The following is a 19,996-nucleotide window of genomic DNA, read 5'->3' on the forward strand; positions in this document are numbered from 1 at the left end:
AGTTCAACATGCCGATTGTTACTGTATTACTGCGGCCTGAAAGTCATCGGTGCATTTTTAAACACTTCATAAACTGCCTGGCTCGGTGGCTTAGGAATACGCGCCTGTTTGGCTGCTGCGATAGCAGCCTGGCAAAGTGCCGGGTCGCCACCTTCCGCTTTTACATCAATCAATAAGCCATCCGGTGCCAGTTTAATGCGTAAATCACAGCTCTTGCCACGGTACAAATCCGCATCATAGAACTTGCTCTGGATAGCGCCGGTGATCTGGCCTAAATATCCACTAATCTCAGCACCTGAAGCACCCGCTTTTTTCTGATTTCCCTGCCCTGCTGCTGCACCTTTACCTTCTTTCGGCGCATTCTTACCGGAAGTCAGCCCGCCAAGAAGATCATCGACGTCACTGGACGCCGCGGCATCAGCAGCCGCTTTCTTCTTCGCATCGGCAGCCGCTTTCGCTTTCGCCGCGGCATCGGCTTTCTTCTTCGCGTCAGCAGCCGCTTTCGCTTTGGCTTCTTCGGCAGCTTTTTCTTTCGCTTCCTGAGCCGCTTTTTCCTGCGCCTCTTTCGCTTCTTCCGCCGCTTTCGCCTTCGCATCTGCGGCCGCTTTGGCTTTCGCATCAGCTGCGGCTTTGGCTTTAGCATCGGCTTTCGCTTTTGCGTCTTCCGCTGCTTTCACTTTCGCTGCTTCTGCTGCCGCATCTTTTGCTGCCGCTTCTTTCGCCTGCTCTTCCGCTTTTTTCTTCGCATCAGCAGCGGCTTTCTTCACTTCTTCTTCGGCTTGCTTTTTCGCCTCAGCCGCAGCTTTCGCCTGGGCATCCGCTTTGGCATCGGCTTTCGCCTTCGCTGCGGCCGCTTCCGCCTGTTTCTGCTGCTCCTGCGCTTCTTTTGCCGCTGCCTGCGCTTGTTTCTGCTGCTCGGCCTGATCCTTAGCCTGCTGTTTCGCCTCTTCCTGAGCCTGCAGTCGTTCTTTCTCCAGCTCTTTCAACCGCTGCTGTTCCGCGGCCTGTTTTTGCTGAAGCTCTTCTGCCTGCTGCTCAGCCTGCTTTTTACGCTGCTGTTCAGCACGCTTGCTGTCACTCTGCTGATTCTGCTGACGATTGTACTGTTCGACTACCGCGCCAGGATCGACCATCACGGCATCTATATCGCTCCCGCCACCGCCAGCGCTGGCGTCGATATGTTCGTCAAACGAGCTCCAGATCAGCAATGCAATCAAAAAGATATGCAATATCACTGAAATGATAATGGCGCGTTTTAACTTATCGTTCTGCTCGGTTGCCTTCGACACTCTCGGTTCCCAAAAAACGGTTCGAATTAATTAGATCGGCTGCGTCATCAATCCGACGGACTTCACGCCCGCCTGGTGCAGCAAATTCAGCGCTTTGATGATTTCGTCGTAAGGCACGTCTTTCGCTCCGCCAATCAGGAATACCGTTTTCGGGTTCTCCTGAAGTCGACGCTGCGCTTCAGCCACCACCTGCTCGGAAGGCAACTGCTCCATACGATCGTGATCAACCACCAGGCTGTACTGACCCACACCTGACACTTCAACGATTACCGGCGGATTGTCATCACTGGAGACCGTTTTTGAATCTGTCGCATCCGGCAGATCAACTTCCACGCTCTGCGTAATGATCGGTGCCGTCGCCATAAAAATCAGCAGCAGCACCAGCAACACGTCGAGCAGTGGAACAATGTTGATCTCAGATTTGAGATCGCGGCGACCGCGACCACGCGTTCTGGCCATGGGTAACCTCCGATTACTTGCTGTTCTCGCTGGAGAACGCCTGACGATGCAGGATAGCCGTGAACTCTTCCATAAAGTTGTCGTAGTTCTGCTCCAGCTTGTTTACGCGCTGGGTCAGGCGGTTGTAGGCCATAACCGCCGGAATTGCGGCAAACAGACCAATCGCGGTGGCGATCAGTGCTTCGGCAATACCTGGCGCAACCATCTGCAAGGTGGCCTGCTTCACCGCGCCCAGCGCGATAAAGGCGTGCATAATTCCCCAGACGGTACCGAACAGACCGATATATGGGCTGATGGAACCTACGGTGCCGAGGAACGGGATATGGTTTTCCAGCGCTTCCAGCTCACGGTTCATGGAAATACGCATCGCACGACTGGCACCTTCCACCACCGCCTCTGGCGCATGGTTATTGGCACGATGCAGACGCGCAAACTCTTTAAAGCCGGCATAGAAAATTTGCTCAGAGCCACCCAGCTCATCGCGACGTGCCTGGCTCTCCTGATACAGACGCGACAGCTCGATACCGGACCAGAACTTATCTTCAAAAGCCTCAGCATCACGCCCTGCGGCGTTCAGAATACGGGTACGCTGGATAATGATTGCCCATGAGGCAATAGAAAACCCAATCAAAATCAACATGATAAGTTTGACCAGAAGGCTTGCCTTCAGGAACAAATCAAGAATGTTCATGTCAGTCACTGCTTGAACTCCGCGACAATAGACTTGGGAAGCGCTATCGGCTTCATAAGATGTGGGTTGATGCAGGCGATCAGAACTTCCGCTTCGTTCAGAACCTTGCCTTCAGCATTAACGATACGTTGTGCGAATGTCATAGTCGTCCTGCGCATTGCTACCACCTCGCTTTGCACTTCCAGCAAATCATCAAGGCGTGCCGCCGCAAGGTAGTCAACTGTGATTCGACTCACCACAAAAGCGACCTGCTGTTCCAGCAGCGCCTGTTGGTTGAAATGATGCTGGCGCAGCATTTCAGTACGTGCTCGTTCATAAAAAGCGACATAGCTGGCATGGTAAACCACGCCGCCGGCATCCGTGTCTTCGTAATAGACGCGTACCGGCCATCTAAACAGCGTTGTACTCACTCTACATCCCGGTAATGCTCTTAAACGTTGCTACTATACGCAAGAGCAATCTGGTTTGGAATGGATTGCCAGAGGCTAACGAAAATAATTATCTGAAGGAAACAACTGGAAGGGTTTTCGGGATGAATCTTAGACAAGTCCTGACAAAAAAACAGATTAATCTATTTATTAATGGCCGTCAGTCACCCGGCCATAAACATTAATTTTACAGGAAGAAGAAAGCCAGCCCGAGTAGCAGAATAATCTGAGACGGTAACGGTGAAAACAGTGCACGCCAGCGCAGTCGACGCTGACGAAACCCGACGCCATGGATAACGCCGGTACACACCGCCCACATCATCAGCAAACCCTGCCAGAGAGAAAGCGGCCCGGTTTTAGCGGCAAAGCGCGACGGCTCCCAGAACATACAGCCCGCCAGCAACAGTGCCAGCACCAGAGAAAGAGCCCGTAACGGGCTCTTGTCCATCACGTCATACAACTGTGCAATCAGCTTCGCCATCACTTCTGCTCTTTCGCCGCAGCACTCTCTTCGATGTGCTCCAGCGCCAGCGCCGTGATAATGCCAAATGAACAGGCCAGCAGCGTGCCGAGAATCCAGGCAAAGTACCACATTGTTCTGCTCCTTAATTAATAGAGAGAATGGTTGTTGTTTTCGATCTGCTCTTTAGTAATGCGACCGAACATTTTGTAGTAACACCAGCTGGTGTACGCCAGGATAATCGGCACGAAAACTATCGCCACAAAGGTCATCAGTTTCAGCGTCAGTAAGCTGGAGGTCGCATCCCACATGGTCAGGCTGACATTTGGCACAGTGCTTGACGGCATAATAAATGGGAACATTGCCACGCCCGCCGTCAGAATCACGCAGGCCACGGTCAGCGAAGAGAAGATAAATGCCCAGGCGCCCTTCTCCAGTCGCGAACAGAGGAGGGTCAGCAACGGCAACACCACGCCCAGTGCCGGGATCAGCCACAGAATCGGTGTCTGGTTAAAGTTAACCAGCCAGGCACCGGCTTCACGCGCCACCTCTTTAGTCAGCGGGTTGGACGCCGCAGCATGGTCGAGGGTTGACGTCACCACATAACCGTCGATGCCGTATACCACCCATACGCCCGCCAGCGCGAAGCCGACCATCATCACCAGCGCGGAGATTTGCGCTGCAATACGCGCGCGCAGATGCACCTCGCCGCTCGTACGCATTTGCAGGTAAGTGGCGCCCTGCGTCAGAATCATCGTCAGGCTGACAATTCCGGCCAGCAGGCCAAACGGGTTGAGCAACTGGAAGAAATTACCGGTGTAAAACAGGCGCAAATATTCATCGGCGTGGAACGGCACGCCCTGCAACAGGTTGCCGAACGCCACACCAATAACCAGCGGCGGCACAAAGCTGCCGATAAAAATGCCCCAGTCCCACATGCCGCGCCAGCGCATATCTTCAATCTTCGAACGGTAGTCAAAACCGACCGGACGGAAGAACAGCGACGCCAGCACCAGAATCATCGCCACATAAAAACCGGAGAACGCAGCGGCATACACCATCGGCCAGGCAGCAAACAGCGCGCCACCGGCGGTGATCAACCACACCTGGTTGCCATCCCAGTGCGGAGCAATCGAGTTGATCATCACCCGGCGTTCGGTATCGGTGCGGCCGATAATGCGCGACAGCATACCGACGCCCATATCGAAACCATCGGTGACGGCAAAGCCAATCAGCAAGATGCCAATCAACAGCCACCAGATAAAGCGCAATACTTCGTAATCTAACATTTATCGACTCCTGTTTATCGCAGCGGCTGTGACGAAAGCGTTGACTGTTCGAAGTGATAACGGCCGGTTTTCAGACTGCTTGGACCGAGGCGGGCAAATTTGAACATCAGGTACATTTCCGCCACCAGGAACAGCGTATACAGGCCGCAAATCAGCCCCATGGAAAACAGCAGGTCGCCCACGGTCAGCGAGGAGTTGGCGACCGCCGTCGGCAACACTTCACCAATCGCCCATGGCTGACGGCCATACTCAGCGACAAACCAGCCGGCTTCGATGGCAATCCACGGTAATGGAATCCCGTACAGCGCGGCTTTCAGCAGCAGACGATTTTTGCCGATACGATTACGAATGACGCTCCAGAACGACAGGCCGATAATGATCAGCATCAGCACACCGCAGCCCACCATAATGCGGAAGGAGAAGTAGAGCGGCGCAACGCGTGGAATCGAGTCCTTCGTTGCCTGTTGAATCTGCTCTTCAGAAGCGTCAGACACATTTGGCGTGTAGCGCTTCAGTAACAGGCCATAACCCAGATCCTGTTTATGCTGATCGAATGCCGCACGTATCGCCGGATCCTGATTGCCTGAGCGCAACTCTTCCAGCAGCTGATACGCTTTCATGCCGTTACGGATACGCACTTCATGCTGCACCATCAGCTCTTTCAGGCCGGTGACCGGTTTATCGACGGAGCGGGTGGCGATCAGCCCGAGCAGATACGGGATCTGCACGGCATATCGGTTCTGCTGCGTTTCCTGGTCGGGCAGACCAAATAGCGTAAATGCCGCCGGAGCCGGTTGGGTTTCCCACTCCGCCTCGATGGCCGCCAGTTTGGTTTTCTGCACGTCACCCATTTCGTAACCGGATTCATCACCCAGCACGATCACTGACAGAATCGCCGCCATACCAAAGCTGGCCGCAATGGCGAAAGAACGTTTGGCAAATGCCACGTCGCGCCCACGCAATAAATAGTAAGAGCTGATACCGAGCACAAACATCGCGCCGCAGGTATAGCCCGCCGCAACGGTGTGAACGAATTTCACCTGCGCGACCGGGTTGAGTACCAGTTCGGAGAAGCTGACCATCTCCATGCGCATGGTTTCGAAATTAAAATCGGATGCGATAGGGTTTTGCATCCAGCCGTTTGCCACCAGGATCCATAATGCCGAGAGGTTGGAACCGAGTGCCACCAGCCAGGTGACGGCCATATGCTGCACTTTGCTGAGACGATCCCAGCCAAAGAAGAATAAGCCAACGAAGGTGGATTCAAGGAAAAATGCCATCAATCCTTCGATAGCCAGCGGTGCGCCAAAGATGTCACCGACATAGTGCGAAAAGTATGACCAGTTGGTTCCGAACTGGAACTCCATGGTCAGGCCCGTGGCCACGCCCAGCGCAAAGTTAATTGCAAATAACTTGCCCCAGAACTTGGTCATATCCTTATAAATTTGTTTGCCCGACAGCACGTAAACGGTTTCCATAATCGCCAGCAAAAACGCCAAACCCAGCGTCAGCGGAACGAACAGGAAGTGATACATTGCAGTCAGGGCAAACTGTAAGCGCGACAGTTCGACGATATCAAACATCTTGACCCCTTGCTCCTCGCAGGAAGACTCCGACATATGGCAAAACAACCGGCCAGCGCCAGTCATTCCTCACCACTGTGAATGCCCAATAAAAACGGCTGATATTGATCCAGTAATACTGCACAGTTCTGCCCAGGACAGGCAAAGCAGATACAGCTGATAAATAAAGTAATATTAACGACGAATGAGACGTGAATATCATACGCCGCTTTAAGCTAACGACAAATAGTTATTAACGTGATGCTTATCCCCTTTTTCGTCGCTACATCGCATTTCGCTTAACTCTCTGAATCACGCGAAATTGATGCAACGCAATTTATACGAAAAGTGAGACGTTAATCTAGTCCTAAAGCTTGATATAAAACCTTTTTCTTTGATCTATGTTAATGCAGAAGAGACGGGGATAGTGTTGGGTAAAGCTGATGTTAAATAATTGAGCCAGTCGCGTGATAAAATTTCAGAATTAATAAAAATAACCGACATTTTTTTTAACGTTGTCGTAGCAATAATCTGAAAATATTACTGGAATAATCAGCCAGTTTTCCTGGCATTATTATTTTCGCTATTATTCCTTTTTTGATGGGTATTCCTGTTTATTTCACAAATCTTTCACGCTAAATATATAGAGATTTAACCTTTGTTTCAGTAAGGATAGCTGACTTTTGCCGGTTTGCAGAAAAAGAGTGTGGTGTCTTCACTTAACGACTTCTGACGTATGGCGCTTACCGCCCGTGCTGGGGGTTTGCACCACGGGAGCCGAAAACGGCTCCCCTACAGCACTCCTGCAATTCCGCTACCTGAACCCATAAAAAAGGCCACCCGCAGGTGGCCAATATGTTGAGAGGGTAAACCTGCCAGGCAGGTTTCAGACACAGCGTTATTATTGAGGTAATACCGCTTTCACCGCGTCGCCGATATCTGCCAGGCTACGAACGGTTTTCACGCCTGCGGCTTCAAGCGCAGCAAATTTCTCATCCGCGGTGCCTTTACCACCGGCGATAATCGCACCGGCGTGACCCATACGCTTGCCTTTCGGCGCAGTCACACCCGCGATATAGCCAACAACCGGCTTGGTCACGTGATCTTTGATAAACGCTGCGGCTTCTTCTTCCGCGCTGCCACCGATCTCACCGATCATCACGATCGCTTCAGTCTGTGGATCGTCCTGGAACAGTTTCAGGATATCGATAAAGTTAGAGCCTGGGATCGGGTCACCGCCGATACCGACGCAGGTCGACTGGCCGTAGCCGATATCGGTGGTCTGCTTAACCGCTTCATAAGTCAGGGTACCGGAACGCGAAACGATACCGATACGGCCTGGCTGATGGATATGGCCTGGCATAATGCCAATTTTGCATTCGCCTGGGGTGATCACGCCCGGGCAGTTTGGCCCGATCATGCGCACACCTGCTTCGTCCAGCTTCACTTTCACCGTCAGCATATCGAGGGTAGGAATACCTTCAGTGATGGTGATGATCAGTTTGATACCCGCTTCGATCGCTTCAAGAATACCGTCTTTGCAGAAAGGAGCCGGAACGTAAATCACCGACGCGGTCGCGCCAGTGGCTTCAACCGCTTCACGCACGGTGTTAAACACTGGCAGACCCAGATGCTCAGTACCGCCTTTACCTGGCGTCACACCGCCAACCAGCTGCGTGCCATAAGCCAGTGCCTGCTCGGAGTGGAAAGTACCCTGACCGCCGGTGAAACCCTGGCAGATAACTTTGGTGTTTTTGTCGATCAAAATGGACATTATTTACCCTCCGCTGCAGCTACAACGCGCTGCGCTGCGTCACTCAGGCTGGTTGCTGCAATAATATTCAGACCGCTGTCTGCCAGTTTTTTGGCACCCAGCTCGGCATTGTTACCTTCCAGACGGACCACTACCGGCACGTTGACACCCACTTCTGCTACCGCGCCGATGATGCCATCAGCAATCAGGTCACAGCGCACAATGCCACCGAAGATGTTAACAAATACCGCTTTAACCGCGTCGTCGGACAGAATGATTTTAAACGCTTCGGTCACGCGCTCTTTGGTCGCGCCGCCGCCCACGTCGAGGAAGTTTGCTGGCTGGCCACCGCTCAGTTTAACGATGTCCATGGTACCCATTGCCAGACCGGCACCGTTTACCATACAACCGATGTTACCTTCCAGCGCCACGTAGTTCAGTTCCCATTGAGCGGCGTGTGCTTCACGGGAATCTTCCTGGCTTGGATCGCGCATTTCGCGCAGCTCAGGCTGACGGAACAGTGCATTGCCGTCGGCAGTCAGTTTGCCATCAAGACAAACCAGGTCGCCCTGCTTAGTGATCACCAGCGGGTTAATCTCAACCAGCGCCAGATCGCGCTCGAGGAACAGCGTCGCCAGACCCATAAAGATCTTGGTGAACTGGCTAACTTGCTTACCGGTCAGACCCAGTTTAAACGCCAGCTCGCGACCCTGGTAAGGCTGTGGACCGGTTAACGGATCCAGCGCCATTTTGTGAATCAGGTGCGGGGTCTCTTCCGCCACTTTTTCAATTTCCACGCCGCCTTCAGTCGAAGCCATAAACACCACACGACGGGTGCCACGGTCAACCACCGCGCCGAGATACAGTTCTTTATCGATATCAGTTGCCGCTTCAACCAGAATCTGGTTTACCGGCTGACCGTTAGCATCAGTCTGATAGGTCACCAGACGTTTACCCAGCCAGTTTTCAGCGAAAGTACGAATATCTTCTTTGCTGTTCACTACCTTCACACCGCCCGCTTTACCACGGCCACCGGCATGAACCTGACATTTTACCACCCACGGGCCTGCGCCGATTTTAGAGGCTGCTTCTTCCGCTTCACGTGGCGTGGTGCAGGCGTAACCGGTAGGAGCCGGCAGGCCATACCGTGCAAACAGCTGTTTCGCCTGGTATTCGTGTAAGTTCATGATGTTCTATCCATTCAGATCTGAAAAGATTTGGCCGGCTTCGCTGTATCTTGCTGCCGATGGCAGCAGAGCACAGAGTGGATAACCGACCACACATAGGGTTGGGCACGGTCAAAACCGTGCCCGACGAGGTTAAACGTCCAGCAGCAGGCGCGCCGGATCTTCCAACATCTCTTTCACTGCCACCAGATAACCGACAGATTCGCGGCCATCGATCAGGCGGTGATCGTAGGAGAGTGCCAGATACATCATCGGCAGGATTTCAACCTGGCCGTTGACCGCCATCGGACGATCTTTGATGGCGTGCATACCAAGAATCGCGCTCTGCGGCGGGTTGATAATTGGCGTCGACATCAGTGAACCAAATACCCCACCATTGGTGATGGTGAAGTTACCGCCGGTCAGCTCGTCTACGGTCAGTTTACCGTCACGACCTTTAACCGCCAATTCCTTGATTTTCTTCTCGATATCCGCCATGCCCAGCGCATCAACATCACGCAGTACCGGGGTCACCAGGCCGCGCGGTGTGGAAACCGCGATGCTGACGTCGAAGTAGTTGTGGTAAACCACATCTTCGCCATCGATTGACGCATTCACTTCCGGGAAGCGCTTCAGCGCTTCAACCACCGCTTTGATGTAGAAGGACATAAAGCCCAGACGTACACCATGACGCTTCTCGAACGCTTCGCCATACTGCTTACGCAGCTGCATGATTGGCTTCATGTTCACTTCGTTGAAGGTGGTCAGCATCGCGGTGCTGTTTTTCGCTTCCAGCAGACGTTCCGCTACGCGTTTGCGCAGGCGGGTCATTGGCACGCGTTTTTCACTGCGACCGGCCAGTGAAGGTGCTGGTGCCGCTGCGGGTTTCGCTTCCGCTTTTTTATCAGCCGGTTTGCTGTTCGCCAGGTGCTTCTCAACATCTTCACGGGTAATACGACCGCCAACACCGCTGCCTTTAATGGCTGCGGCATCGAGATCGTGCTCAGCGATCAGGCGACGGATCGCCGGGCTGAGTGCATCGTTGCTCTCTTCATCCAGTGCCGCAGTATGGCGCTGAGACGGGTTTGACTCTTTGGTGTCTGATTTAGCAGAGGTCTCTTTGCCGCCGCTATTCCCCTCTTTCAGGCGACCCAGCACCTGACGAGAGGTGACTGTCGCACCCTCTTCTTCCAGGATGGCTTCCAGTACGCCATCCGCAGAAGCGGGCACTTCCAGTACCACTTTATCCGTTTCAATTTCTACCAGTACTTCATCGCGGGTGACCGCATCGCCTGGTTTTTTGTGCCAGGTTGCCACAGAAGCATCGGCAACGGATTCAGGCAGGTCGGGAACGAGAATATCTACGCTACTCATTATCTATCCTTTATTTAATCAACGTTCAGCGCGTCATTAACCAGGTCTTGTTGCTGTTTCTGGTGAACGGACATGTAGCCAACTGCCGGCGAAGCGGATGCTGGGCGACCGGCGTAACGTAATGAAGCCCCAAAAGGCACAACTTCACGGAAGTGGTGCTGACTGCAATACCAGGCACCCTGGTTCAGCGGCTCTTCCTGACACCAGACGAAATCATGCACGTGTGAATACGGCTGCAACGCATCCTGTACCGCTTTGTGCGGGAATGGATACAGCTGTTCAATACGCACAATGGCAACGTCAGTTTGTTCGTTTTTGCGACGCTGCTCTAACAGGTCATAGTAAACTTTACCTGAGCAGAGCACGACGCGTTTCACGCCTTGCGGATCAAGGTCATCAATCTCGCCGATCGCCGGTTTAAAGCCACCGGTTGCCAGGTCTTCCAGGCTGGAAATCGCCAGCGGATGACGCAGCAGCGATTTCGGTGACATCACCACCAGCGGGCGACGCATACCGCGCAGCGCCTGACGACGCAGCATGTGGTAAACCTGTGCCGGGGTGGAAGGCACGCAAACCTGCATATTTTGCTCAGCGCAAAGTTGCAGATAACGCTCCAGACGAGCGGAGGAGTGCTCCGGGCCCTGGCCTTCGTAACCGTGTGGCAGCAGCATCACCAGACCGCACATACGGCCCCATTTCTGCTCACCGGAACTGATGAACTGGTCGATAACCACCTGCGCACCGTTGGCGAAGTCGCCGAACTGCGCTTCCCAGATGGTCAGGGTACGTGGTTCCGCCGTGGCATAACCGTATTCAAACGCCAGTACCGCTTCTTCCGACAGCACGGAGTCCCAGACCTTAAACACGCCCTGACCACTGTGAATATGCTGCAACGGGGTATAGGTGGAACCGTTAGCCTGGTTATGAATTACCGCGTGGCGGTGGAAGAAGGTGCCACGGCCCATATCTTCACCAGAGAGACGGCACGGAATGCCTTCATCGACCAGCGTGGCATAAGCGAGGTTCTCGGCTGCGCCCCAGTCGAATGCCTTATTACCTTCGGCCATCTGCGCACGGTCGTTATAGATCTTCGCCACGCGCGACTGCATCTCAACGCTTTCCGGTACCTGACTGATACGTTTTGCCAGATCCTGCAAACGTTTAAGATCGAGGGATGCCGGGTAAGCTTCGTCCCAGTCGTGATTCAGATACGGTGACCAGGTGAAGGAGTGCAGGCTCATTGGACGCCATTCAGGCACCACACATTCACCGGCATCCAGCGCATCACGGTACAGGTTGACCATTTCCGTGGCATCTTCCAGGCTGGCCACTTTTTCAGCTTCCAGCTTGTCAGCATACAACTTACGCGGCGTCGGGTGCTTCTTGATCTTCTGGTACATAATCGGCTGAGTTGCACTTGGCTCATCAGCTTCGTTATGACCATGACGGCGATAGCACACCAGGTCGATAAACACGTCACGTTTGAAGGTGTTACGGAAATCCAACGCCAGACGGGTAACGAATGCCACCGCTTCAGGATCGTCAGCATTAACGTGGAAAATCGGTGCCAGTACCATTTTACCGATATCGGTACAGTACTGGGTGGAACGCGCATCTTTCGGATTGGAAGTGGTGAAACCAATCTGGTTGTTAATCACGATGCGAACGGTTCCGCCAACTTCATAACCGCGCGCCTGAGACATGTTCAGGGTTTCCTGAACCACGCCCTGGCCGGTGACAGCGGCATCACCGTGGATGGTGATTGGCAACACTTTATTGCTGCTCGGCTCGTCCAGACGATCCAGACGCGCACGCACAGAACCCATCACTACCGGGCTAACAATCTCAAGGTGAGACGGGTTAAACGCCAGCGCCAGGTGCACCATGCCACCTTCGGTTTCAACGTCAGACGAGAAGCCCATATGGTACTTCACGTCGCCGGTGCCGAGGTGTTCTTTATGCTTACCGGCGAATTCGTCGAACAGATCCTGCGGCTTTTTACCGAGCACGTTAATCAGCACGTTCAGACGACCGCGGTGCGCCATCCCCAGCACCACTTCACGGGTTCCGCTCTTACCGGCATGACGAATCATTTCGTTCAGCATCGGTACCAGCGCATCGCCGCCTTCCAGTGAGAAGCGTTTTGCACCCGGGAATTTCGCACCGAGATAACGCTCCAGACCTTCTGCTGCGGTCAGCTGTTTCAGGAAACCTTTTTTCTCATCGGTGGTGAAGTTAGCATGACCGACCACCGATTCGATGCGCTGCTGAATCCAGCGTTTCTCTTCGGTATTGGTAATATGCATATACTCTGCACCGATCGAACCGCAATAGGTCTGCTTCAGCGCCGCATACAGATCGGCGAGCTTCATGGTCTCTTTGCCGATGGCAAACGAGCCCACATTGAAGCTTTCCTGGAAATCTGCGTCAGTAAGATCGTGGAAGGCAGGATCGAGATCGGCTACCGCATCCTGTTTCCACAGGCCAAGCGGATCAAGGTTTGCTTGCTGATGGCCGCGGAAACGAAACGCGTTAATCAGTTGCAGTACTTTGACCTGTTTGCTGTTGGTATCGGGGTCGGTGACAGAAGAGGTGTAACGCGAAGCGTCTTTCGCCAGACGACGAAAATACTCGCGCGTTGCGGAGTGGAACTGTTCAGGTCTAACCCCAGTGCCAGGAAGCTGCTGGAACATCTCACGCCATGCAGCATCTACAGAGTCAGGATCGGTAAGAAAATCTTCATAGAGCTGCTCTATGTAAGACTGGTTCGCGCCCGCCAGCCAGGAAGAGTCCAGCCAGGGCTTCATCGCGCTGTTCTGCATTGTGATCCCTTAAGCATTTTATGCTTTTTTTCGAGGTTTCATTTTTTGCCGGGTTAACGGCTTGCCGTAGTACAAATACAGTTCAACGATACGAGCATTGTGCGCTATCGGCGCCCGGGCCCGTAAGGGAACCTTTAAAAACGGTCGCAAAAGATGCAAGCGTTTTTAACGGCTTCCTGTTTTTCCGGGAACCCTGCGGTTCCCGGAGGCTGTGCGGTTAAGCGCTTCTCTGCAACAGCATCGACTTAATATGGCCGATGGCACGCGTCGGGTTCAGCCCTTTCGGACATACGCTCACACAGTTCATAATGCTGTGACAGCGGAATACGCTGAAAGCATCATTTAAATCATCCAGGCGCGCATTGGTTTCCGTATCGCGGCTGTCGATCAGGAAACGATAAGCGGCCAGTAAGCCTGCCGGACCGATAAATTTGTCCGGGTTCCACCAGAATGACGGACAAGAGGTCGAGCAACAGGCGCACAGAATACATTCGTACAGGCCATCCAGCTTTTCACGCTGTTCCGGCTGTTGCAAATGCTCACGTGCTGGCGGATTCTCTCCATTATTCAACAGGTAAGGCTTAATCTTCTCATACTGAGCGTAGAACTGGCTCATGTCTACTACCAGATCGCGAATGACCGGTAATCCAGGCAGTGGGCGGATAACAATTTTCTGTTTGCCATTGCCCAGTGCCGAGACCGGCGTGATACACGCCAGACCGTTTTTACCGTTCATATTCAGGCCGTCAGAACCGCAGACCCCTTCACGACAGGAGCGACGGAATGCCAGCGTCGGATCCTTCTCTTTCAGACGCATCAGTGCGTCCAGCAACATCATGTCGCGCCCTTCTTCACTCTCAAGGGTGTACTCCTGCATACGCGGAGCATCGTCAACATCCGGGTTGTAACGATAAATAGAAAATTCGAGTCTCATCTTCTTATCTCCGCAAATTTAGTAAGTACGCGCTTTCGGCGGGAAGGCCTCGCGCAGCTTAGGCTGCATGTTCACCTCACGGCGCGTCATGCTTTCGCTTTGCGGCAGATACAAGCTGTGACATAACCAGTTAGCATCATCACGGTCCGGGAAGTCAAAGCGGCTGTGCGCACCACGACTTTCGGTACGGAAGTTCGCGGATACCGCGGTGGCATAAGCGGTTTCCATCAGGTTATCCAGTTCCAGACACTCAACACGCTGGGTGTTAAAATCGCTGGAGCGGTCATCCAGACGCGCATTTTTCAGGCGTTCACGCAGTGCTTTCAGCTCTTCCAGACCTTTTGCCATCGCATCACCTTCACGGAATACCGAGAAGTTATGCTGCATACAGGATTGCAGGGCTTTGCGCAGCTCCGCCGGATCTTCACCGGTGGTGTTATTGTTCCAGCGGTTCATCCGTGCCAGTGAGGCTTCAATATCTTCCTCCGTCGCATCACGCAGTTCGCCCTGCTGCTGAATGGACTCCTGCAGATGCAGACCGGCAGAACGACCAAACACCACCAAATCAAGCAGCGAGTTACCGCCAAGGCGGTTAGCACCGTGAACCGATACGCAGGCAATTTCACCGACCGCAAACAGGCCAGGGATCACCACATCTTCACCCTGCTCATTGACCGTCAGCGCCTGACCGGTCACTTTGGTCGGAATACCGCCCATCATATAGTGACAGGTTGGAATCACCGGAATCGGCTCTTTTACCGGGTCGACGTGAGCAAAGGTGCGTGACAGCTCCAGAATGCCCGGCAGGCGGGATTCGAGGACGTCTTTACCCAGGTGGTCCAGTTTCAGTTTGGCGTGCGGCCCCCATGGACCATCACAGCCACGGCCTTCACGAATTTCGATCATAATTGAACGCGCCACCACATCACGACCCGCGAGGTCTTTGGCATTAGGCGCATAGCGTTCCATAAAGCGTTCGCCGTGTTTATTCAGCAGATATCCGCCTTCACCACGACAGCCTTCGGTGACCAGCACCCCGGCACCGGCGATACCGGTCGGGTGGAACTGCCACATTTCCATATCCTGCACTGGCACACCCGCACGCAGCGCCATGCCGACGCCGTCACCGGTATTGATATGGGCGTTGGTAGTCGACTGATAGATACGGCCTGCCCCACCGGTCGCCAGCACTGTGGCGCGCGCTTTAAAGTAGACCACTTCGCCATCTTCAATATTCAGCGCGGTACAACCGACAATGGCACCGTCAGCGTTTTTCACCAGATCCAGCGCATACCATTCGGAGAAGATGGTGGTTTTGTTTTTCAGGTTCTGCTGATACAGGGTATGCAGCAAGGCGTGACCGGTACGGTCAGCCGCTGCGGCAGTACGTGCAGCCTGCTCGCCACCGAAGTTCAGTGACTGGCCGCCGAACGGACGCTGGTAAATACGGCCATCGTCCAGACGGGAGAACGGCAGACCCATATGTTCCAGTTCCAGAATCGCTTCCGGGCCGGTTTTACACATATATTCGATCGCGTCCTGGTCACCGATATAGTCGGAACCTTTGACGGTGTCATACATATGCCATTCCCAGTTATCCTCGTGGCTGTTACCCAGCGCAACGGTAATACCGCCCTGAGCAGACACGGTGTGGGAACGAGTTGGAAAAACTTTTGATAACAGGGCACAGCTCTGGCCCGATTGGGAAATCTGTAGCGCGGCACGCATGCCTGCACCACCTGCGCCGATAACAACGGCGTCAAATTCTCTGACTGGCAATTTCATTAAGCACCCCACACCACAACAGTTCCATAAATCGCATAGACCAACAGCGCAACCACGACCACCAGCTGCAACATTAAGCGCAGCGCAACCGGCTTAACGTAGTCAGTCAGCACCTGCCACATCCCAATCCAGCCATGTACCAGGATGGATAACAGGGTCAGCAGCGTGAACACTTTGGTAAATGAGGAGGCGAAAAATCCACGCCAGATGTCATACGTCAGCGTATCGGACACCACCAAGAAACCGAGGATATAGAGCACATAGAGGGTAATAACCATGGCAGCAGCGCGTAACAGCAACCAGTCATGTACGCCGTTGCGCCCCAGTGCAGAAGCATTGCTTACCATACGAGGACTCCAGCCAGAATTGAAAGCACGACAGTGATACCAAAAGCCACCTGAGCAGAACGCGTACCAATTTGTAAGGTTTCGCCCAGGTAACCAAAATCCATCAGCATATGGCGGATGCCACCGGCAATGTGATATGCCAGCGCGGTAAGAATGCCCCACACGATGAATTTAACAATAAAGCTGTCCATAACGGCGGATGCCTGCAGGAAGCCTTCGGGTGATGAGAGAGAGAGACCAAGTAGCCAAAGCAGAATGCCGACCGCCACAAAGGTGATCACGCCGGAGACGCGGTGGAGAATGGACGCTATTGCAGTAACGGGAAACCGGATCGTAGTGAGATCCAAGTTGACAGGTCTTTGTTTTTTCACGGTTTTGCCCACACAGCTTTTCTTATTTTGCTTCCTCCGGTCCTGAAGGGGGGTCAGACAGCGTTAACAATAAAGCACTGCGCCAGGCACTTAAACTACAACGTCCAGTGTCAAAACGACGCGTATGAAACGCTGGGTGGCTCCTACTGCAGGGTGTTCCGGAGACCTGGCCGAAGTATAGGGGGATCACAATCTGATTACAATTCCCCTACAATCTCTTTGGTATAATTTAGGTCGAACAGTGATCAACCTCACGATTTTCACAATTTATACAAATTTAATTATCTGATTTGACAAAAGTTCAACATTCCTGTTACAAACGAACGATTGAAAATCCTGTGATGCACAAAAGTTATGGGGATACACTTTCCCCTAAGCACAAGTTATGTAACAGTGATTAAGTGAGCTACCCGAAAGCATCAGGTAAAGGTTACGAGAAAATAATGACTAGACCGGATCTTTAACAACCGTGTAACGCAGCATTTCATGCCTGCCGGACCCTCGCTTGTACGCGCCCATCGCTCTGTACCCTGCAAGATAAAATATGCCACAGAGTCGATAGACTGCATCTCTTCGCAGGCAACCCAAGGTATGATGGCCAATCAGGTGTCAAAGATCCCTACAAATAAGGCGCTAAGGAGACTGTAAATGGCTGATAAAAAAGCGACACTAACCCTGGAAGGCGAAGCTCCGATTGAGCTGGACGTACTGCATGGTACGCTTGGTGAGAACGAAATCGATATCCGCACCCTGGGTTCAAAAGGCCTGTTCACGTTTGACCCTGGCTTTACTTCTACTGCATCCTGCGAATCCAAAATTACCTATATCGACGGTGATGAAGGAATTCTGCTGCACCGCGGTTTCCCGATTGACCAGTTAGCTTTGCACTCCAACTACCTGGAAGTCTGCTATATCCTGCTGAACGGCGAAGCGCCGACGCAGGCTCAGTTTGATGAATTCCGTACCACTGTAACCCGCCACACCATGATTCATGAGCAGATTAATCGTCTGTTTATGGGCTTCCGTCGTGATTCCCATCCAATGGCGGTAATGTGCGGTGTGACCGGTGCGCTGGCGGCGTTTTACCACGACTCTTTAGATGTGAATATCGAGCGCCATCGTGAAATCGCCGCATTCCGCCTGCTGTCGAAAATGCCGACCGTCGCGGCGATGTGCTACAAATATTCCATTGGCCAGCCGTTTGTTTATCCACGTAATGACCTCTCCTACGCGGGTAACTTCCTGAATATGATGTTCTCTACCCCGTGCGAAGAGTACAAGGTCAACCCGGTGCTGGAACGCGCCATGGACCGTATTCTGGTGCTGCATGCCGATCACGAGCAGAATGCCTCTACCTCAACGGTACGTACCGCCGGTTCTTCCGGTGCTAACCCGTTTGCCTGTATCGCGGCAGGTATCGCTTCTCTGTGGGGACCGGCGCACGGTGGTGCCAACGAAGCTTGCCTGCGGATGCTGGAAGAGATCAGCAGCGTTGATCATATTCCTGAGTTTGTTAAACGTGCGAAAGATAAAAATGACTCTTTCCGCCTGATGGGCTTCGGCCATCGCGTTTACAAAAACTACGATCCCCGTGCGACCGTAATGCGTGAAACCTGCCATGAAGTGCTGAACGAGCTGGGTATGAAAGATGACCTGCTGGAAGTGGCGATGGAGCTGGAACATATCGCGCTGAACGACCCGTACTTTATCGAGCGTAAACTCTATCCTAACGTCGATTTCTACTCCGGCATTATTCTGAAAGCGATGGGTATTCCTTCCTCCATGTTTACCGTGATCTTCGCGATGGCGCGTACCGTTGGCTGGATTGCTCACTGGAAAGAGATGCACGACGACGGCATTAAAATTGCCCGTCCGCGTCAGCTGTATACCGGTTACGATAAGCGGGAATTCTCCTCACAGCTTAACAAAAAGTAACCGTTGCCAGAGCAGCATTCGCGCTGCCTGCGGACGATAATCAGTACGGGAGCCAGGCGGCTCCCGTACTGCATTTCGGCCTGCTGCGTTAATTTTTGTGACCAACGATTACCCCTGACACGGTGCTGTTATCGCTGGCAGCCGGGACACCAGTAAAAAGGCCGCGATGACAGCGTACTTTTCTCGATAGTCGTGCCGCAACGTTCACAGGGTTTACCGTTGCGATGAAACACCTCAAAACGGAAGGCCGCGCCGTGATGAACGTTTTCATCCATCGTGCCGCGCATCTGATAAGAGTGACGAGGAATGGCCAGCAAGGCTTCGGCAAAGGCCGCCAATTGCTCTGGCGCTAAATCCTGCGCTTTATGCTGTGGCAACAGCTGTGCCTGCCAGAGAATCTCGGCCCGCAGATAGTTACCCAGTCCGGCCAGAAACGCCTGATCCAGCAATAATCCACTGAACTGCCGCCGCCGAAAGCGCGCCGACAGCAGTCTTTCTGCTACCTGTTCCGGGGTCAGCGTCATATCCAGCACATCCGGCCCGACCCGTTGCAAAAACGGATGCGTCGCCAGCGTCTCACTGTTCAGCAGCTCAATATCCGAGGCGCTGTACAATAAAATCGCCTGATCTTCACTGGCCAGCCGCACGCGTAATACGCGTTTGGTGGCTGGCTCCGCGCCAGTGTTTACCACCCGCCAGACACCGTACAGCTGATTGTGGCTGTACAAAGTCAGGCCATTGGAAAAGTGGGTCAGCAGTGCTTTACCACGCGTTTCAATCGCCGTCACCTGCTCACCCAGCAGCGCTGGTTCGTAAGTTTTCAGTTGTGGGAAAGCAAACCAGACATCCGTCAGCTTTTTCCCCAGAATCGCGCGCTCCAGCTTATCCGCCGCCCGTCGAATCTCCGGCCCTTCTGGCATAACCACTCCCTGCTTTAATACGTTGCACCGCCCATCAGCGGATAAATCTGTTCGCCATTAAATGACGCAGATGCGGCAATCCCTGCTTTTTTCATTGCCCCTTTAAAGGAACATCAGAAAATACAGCAGAAATACGTTAACGATTAACATTAGCACGCCGGTTGGCAGCTGAGCTTTGATCACCCCATTACGATCGGGTAATTCCAGCAGTGCAGCAGGCACCAGATTATAGTTGGCCGCCATCGGCGTCATCAGCGTGCCACAGTAACCGGAGAACATCCCGATAGCCGCCATCACCGCCGGATTGCCGCCATGCTGCAATACCAGAATCGGAATACCAATACCGGCGGTGACAATCGGGAAGGCAGCAAAAGCGTTGCCCATCACCATCGTCAGCAATGCCATACCGAT

19 protein-coding genes are annotated in these 19,996 nt (G+C 53.3%); 1 reads left to right on the plus strand and 18 read right to left on the minus strand.

All coding sequences use genetic code 11. The features are described 5' to 3' along the window. Positions 1 to 26: 26 nt before the first annotated feature. The 16 genes from tolA to sdhC all read right to left on the minus strand — a co-directional run bounded on the left by tolA (position 27) and on the right by sdhC (position 16,742). Complete coding sequence (gene tolA / locus NG42_RS01040) at positions 27 to 1,289, minus strand: cell envelope integrity protein TolA (protein WP_052896867.1); 1,263 nt, start codon at positions 1,287 to 1,289, stop codon at positions 27 to 29. Between the two features lie 30 nt (positions 1,290 to 1,319). After that, positions 1,320 to 1,748, minus strand: coding sequence for a colicin uptake protein TolR (gene tolR, locus NG42_RS01045; RefSeq protein ID WP_052896869.1), 429 nt, complete (start codon positions 1,746 to 1,748; stop codon positions 1,320 to 1,322). A 13-nt stretch (positions 1,749 to 1,761) separates the two neighbouring features. After that, positions 1,762 to 2,439, minus strand: a complete 678-nt coding sequence (gene tolQ, locus NG42_RS01050; protein ID WP_173581457.1) for a Tol-Pal system protein TolQ — start codon at positions 2,437 to 2,439, stop codon at positions 1,762 to 1,764. A 5-nt stretch (positions 2,440 to 2,444) separates the two neighbouring features. Continuing rightward, a complete protein-coding gene (gene ybgC, locus NG42_RS01055) occupies positions 2,445 to 2,849 on the minus strand; it encodes a tol-pal system-associated acyl-CoA thioesterase (RefSeq protein ID WP_052896873.1) in 405 nt (134 codons plus the stop codon). A 205-nt stretch (positions 2,850 to 3,054) separates the two neighbouring features. Further along, positions 3,055 to 3,348 carry a cyd operon protein YbgE gene (ybgE, locus tag NG42_RS01060; RefSeq protein WP_052896875.1) on the minus strand — a complete coding sequence of 98 codons (294 nt, stop codon included), beginning with the start codon at positions 3,346 to 3,348 and terminating at the stop codon, positions 3,055 to 3,057. Further along, positions 3,348 to 3,461 (minus strand): cytochrome bd-I oxidase subunit CydX, encoded by a 114-nt coding sequence (cydX, locus tag NG42_RS21765; RefSeq protein WP_072133152.1) that lies wholly within the window; start codon positions 3,459 to 3,461, stop codon positions 3,348 to 3,350. Before cydX ends, ybgE begins: the two co-directional genes overlap by 1 nt. A gap of 15 nt (positions 3,462 to 3,476) precedes the next feature. Next, complete coding sequence (gene cydB / locus NG42_RS01065) at positions 3,477 to 4,616, minus strand: cytochrome d ubiquinol oxidase subunit II (protein WP_052896877.1); 1,140 nt, start codon at positions 4,614 to 4,616, stop codon at positions 3,477 to 3,479. A gap of 14 nt (positions 4,617 to 4,630) precedes the next feature. Further along, positions 4,631 to 6,199: a cytochrome ubiquinol oxidase subunit I gene (gene cydA / locus NG42_RS01070; protein ID WP_052896879.1), complete on the minus strand. Its 1,569-nt coding sequence runs from the start codon at positions 6,197 to 6,199 to the stop codon at positions 4,631 to 4,633. Between the two features lie 880 nt (positions 6,200 to 7,079). After that, on the minus strand, positions 7,080 to 7,952 hold the full coding sequence (gene sucD / locus NG42_RS01075; RefSeq protein ID WP_052896881.1) for a succinate--CoA ligase subunit alpha: 873 nt from the start codon (positions 7,950 to 7,952) through the stop codon (positions 7,080 to 7,082). Beyond that, entirely contained in the window at positions 7,952 to 9,118 is a 1,167-nt protein-coding gene (gene sucC / locus NG42_RS01080; protein ID WP_052896883.1) for an ADP-forming succinate--CoA ligase subunit beta, read from the minus strand. Before sucC ends, sucD begins: the two co-directional genes overlap by 1 nt. A 132-nt stretch (positions 9,119 to 9,250) precedes the next feature. After that, positions 9,251 to 10,471 (minus strand): 2-oxoglutarate dehydrogenase complex dihydrolipoyllysine-residue succinyltransferase, encoded by a 1,221-nt coding sequence (gene odhB / locus NG42_RS01085; protein ID WP_052896885.1) that lies wholly within the window; start codon positions 10,469 to 10,471, stop codon positions 9,251 to 9,253. A gap of 14 nt (positions 10,472 to 10,485) precedes the next feature. Beyond that, the gene (gene sucA, locus NG42_RS01090) at positions 10,486 to 13,293 is read right to left on the minus strand and encodes a 2-oxoglutarate dehydrogenase E1 component (RefSeq protein ID WP_052896887.1); all 2,808 of its coding nucleotides are present in this window, start codon (positions 13,291 to 13,293) and stop codon (positions 10,486 to 10,488) included. Between the two features lie 217 nt (positions 13,294 to 13,510). Continuing rightward, a complete protein-coding gene (locus NG42_RS01095) occupies positions 13,511 to 14,227 on the minus strand; it encodes a succinate dehydrogenase iron-sulfur subunit (RefSeq protein WP_052896889.1) in 717 nt (238 codons plus the stop codon). A gap of 18 nt (positions 14,228 to 14,245) precedes the next feature. Continuing rightward, complete coding sequence (sdhA, locus tag NG42_RS01100; protein WP_052896891.1) at positions 14,246 to 16,012, minus strand: succinate dehydrogenase flavoprotein subunit; 1,767 nt, start codon at positions 16,010 to 16,012, stop codon at positions 14,246 to 14,248. Further along, on the minus strand, positions 16,012 to 16,359 hold the full coding sequence (sdhD, locus tag NG42_RS01105; protein WP_052896893.1) for a succinate dehydrogenase membrane anchor subunit: 348 nt from the start codon (positions 16,357 to 16,359) through the stop codon (positions 16,012 to 16,014). Before sdhD ends, sdhA begins: the two co-directional genes overlap by 1 nt. After that, entirely contained in the window at positions 16,353 to 16,742 is a 390-nt protein-coding gene (sdhC, locus tag NG42_RS01110) for a succinate dehydrogenase cytochrome b556 subunit (RefSeq protein ID WP_052896895.1), read from the minus strand. The genes sdhD and sdhC overlap by 7 nt, the downstream gene beginning before the upstream one ends. A gap of 636 nt (positions 16,743 to 17,378) precedes the next feature. On the opposite strand from sdhC, the gene NG42_RS01115 reads away from it, so the two are divergent. Then, the gene (locus NG42_RS01115) at positions 17,379 to 18,665 is read left to right on the plus strand and encodes a citrate synthase (RefSeq protein ID WP_052896897.1); all 1,287 of its coding nucleotides are present in this window, start codon (positions 17,379 to 17,381) and stop codon (positions 18,663 to 18,665) included. Positions 18,666 to 18,793: 128 nt separating this feature from the next. Here the strand turns inward: NG42_RS01115 and nei are convergent, their stop codons facing one another. Next, a complete protein-coding gene (gene nei, locus NG42_RS01120) occupies positions 18,794 to 19,585 on the minus strand; it encodes an endonuclease VIII (protein WP_052896899.1) in 792 nt (263 codons plus the stop codon). Between the two features lie 102 nt (positions 19,586 to 19,687). Beyond that, the coding region (locus NG42_RS23185; RefSeq protein ID WP_241488274.1) for a 5-oxoproline transporter, DUF979 family subunit at positions 19,688 to 19,996 on the minus strand (309 nt) is incomplete at its 5' end.

This window comes from Winslowiella iniecta (assembly GCF_001267535.1).
Classification (GTDB): domain Bacteria; phylum Pseudomonadota; class Gammaproteobacteria; order Enterobacterales; family Enterobacteriaceae; genus Erwinia; species Erwinia iniecta.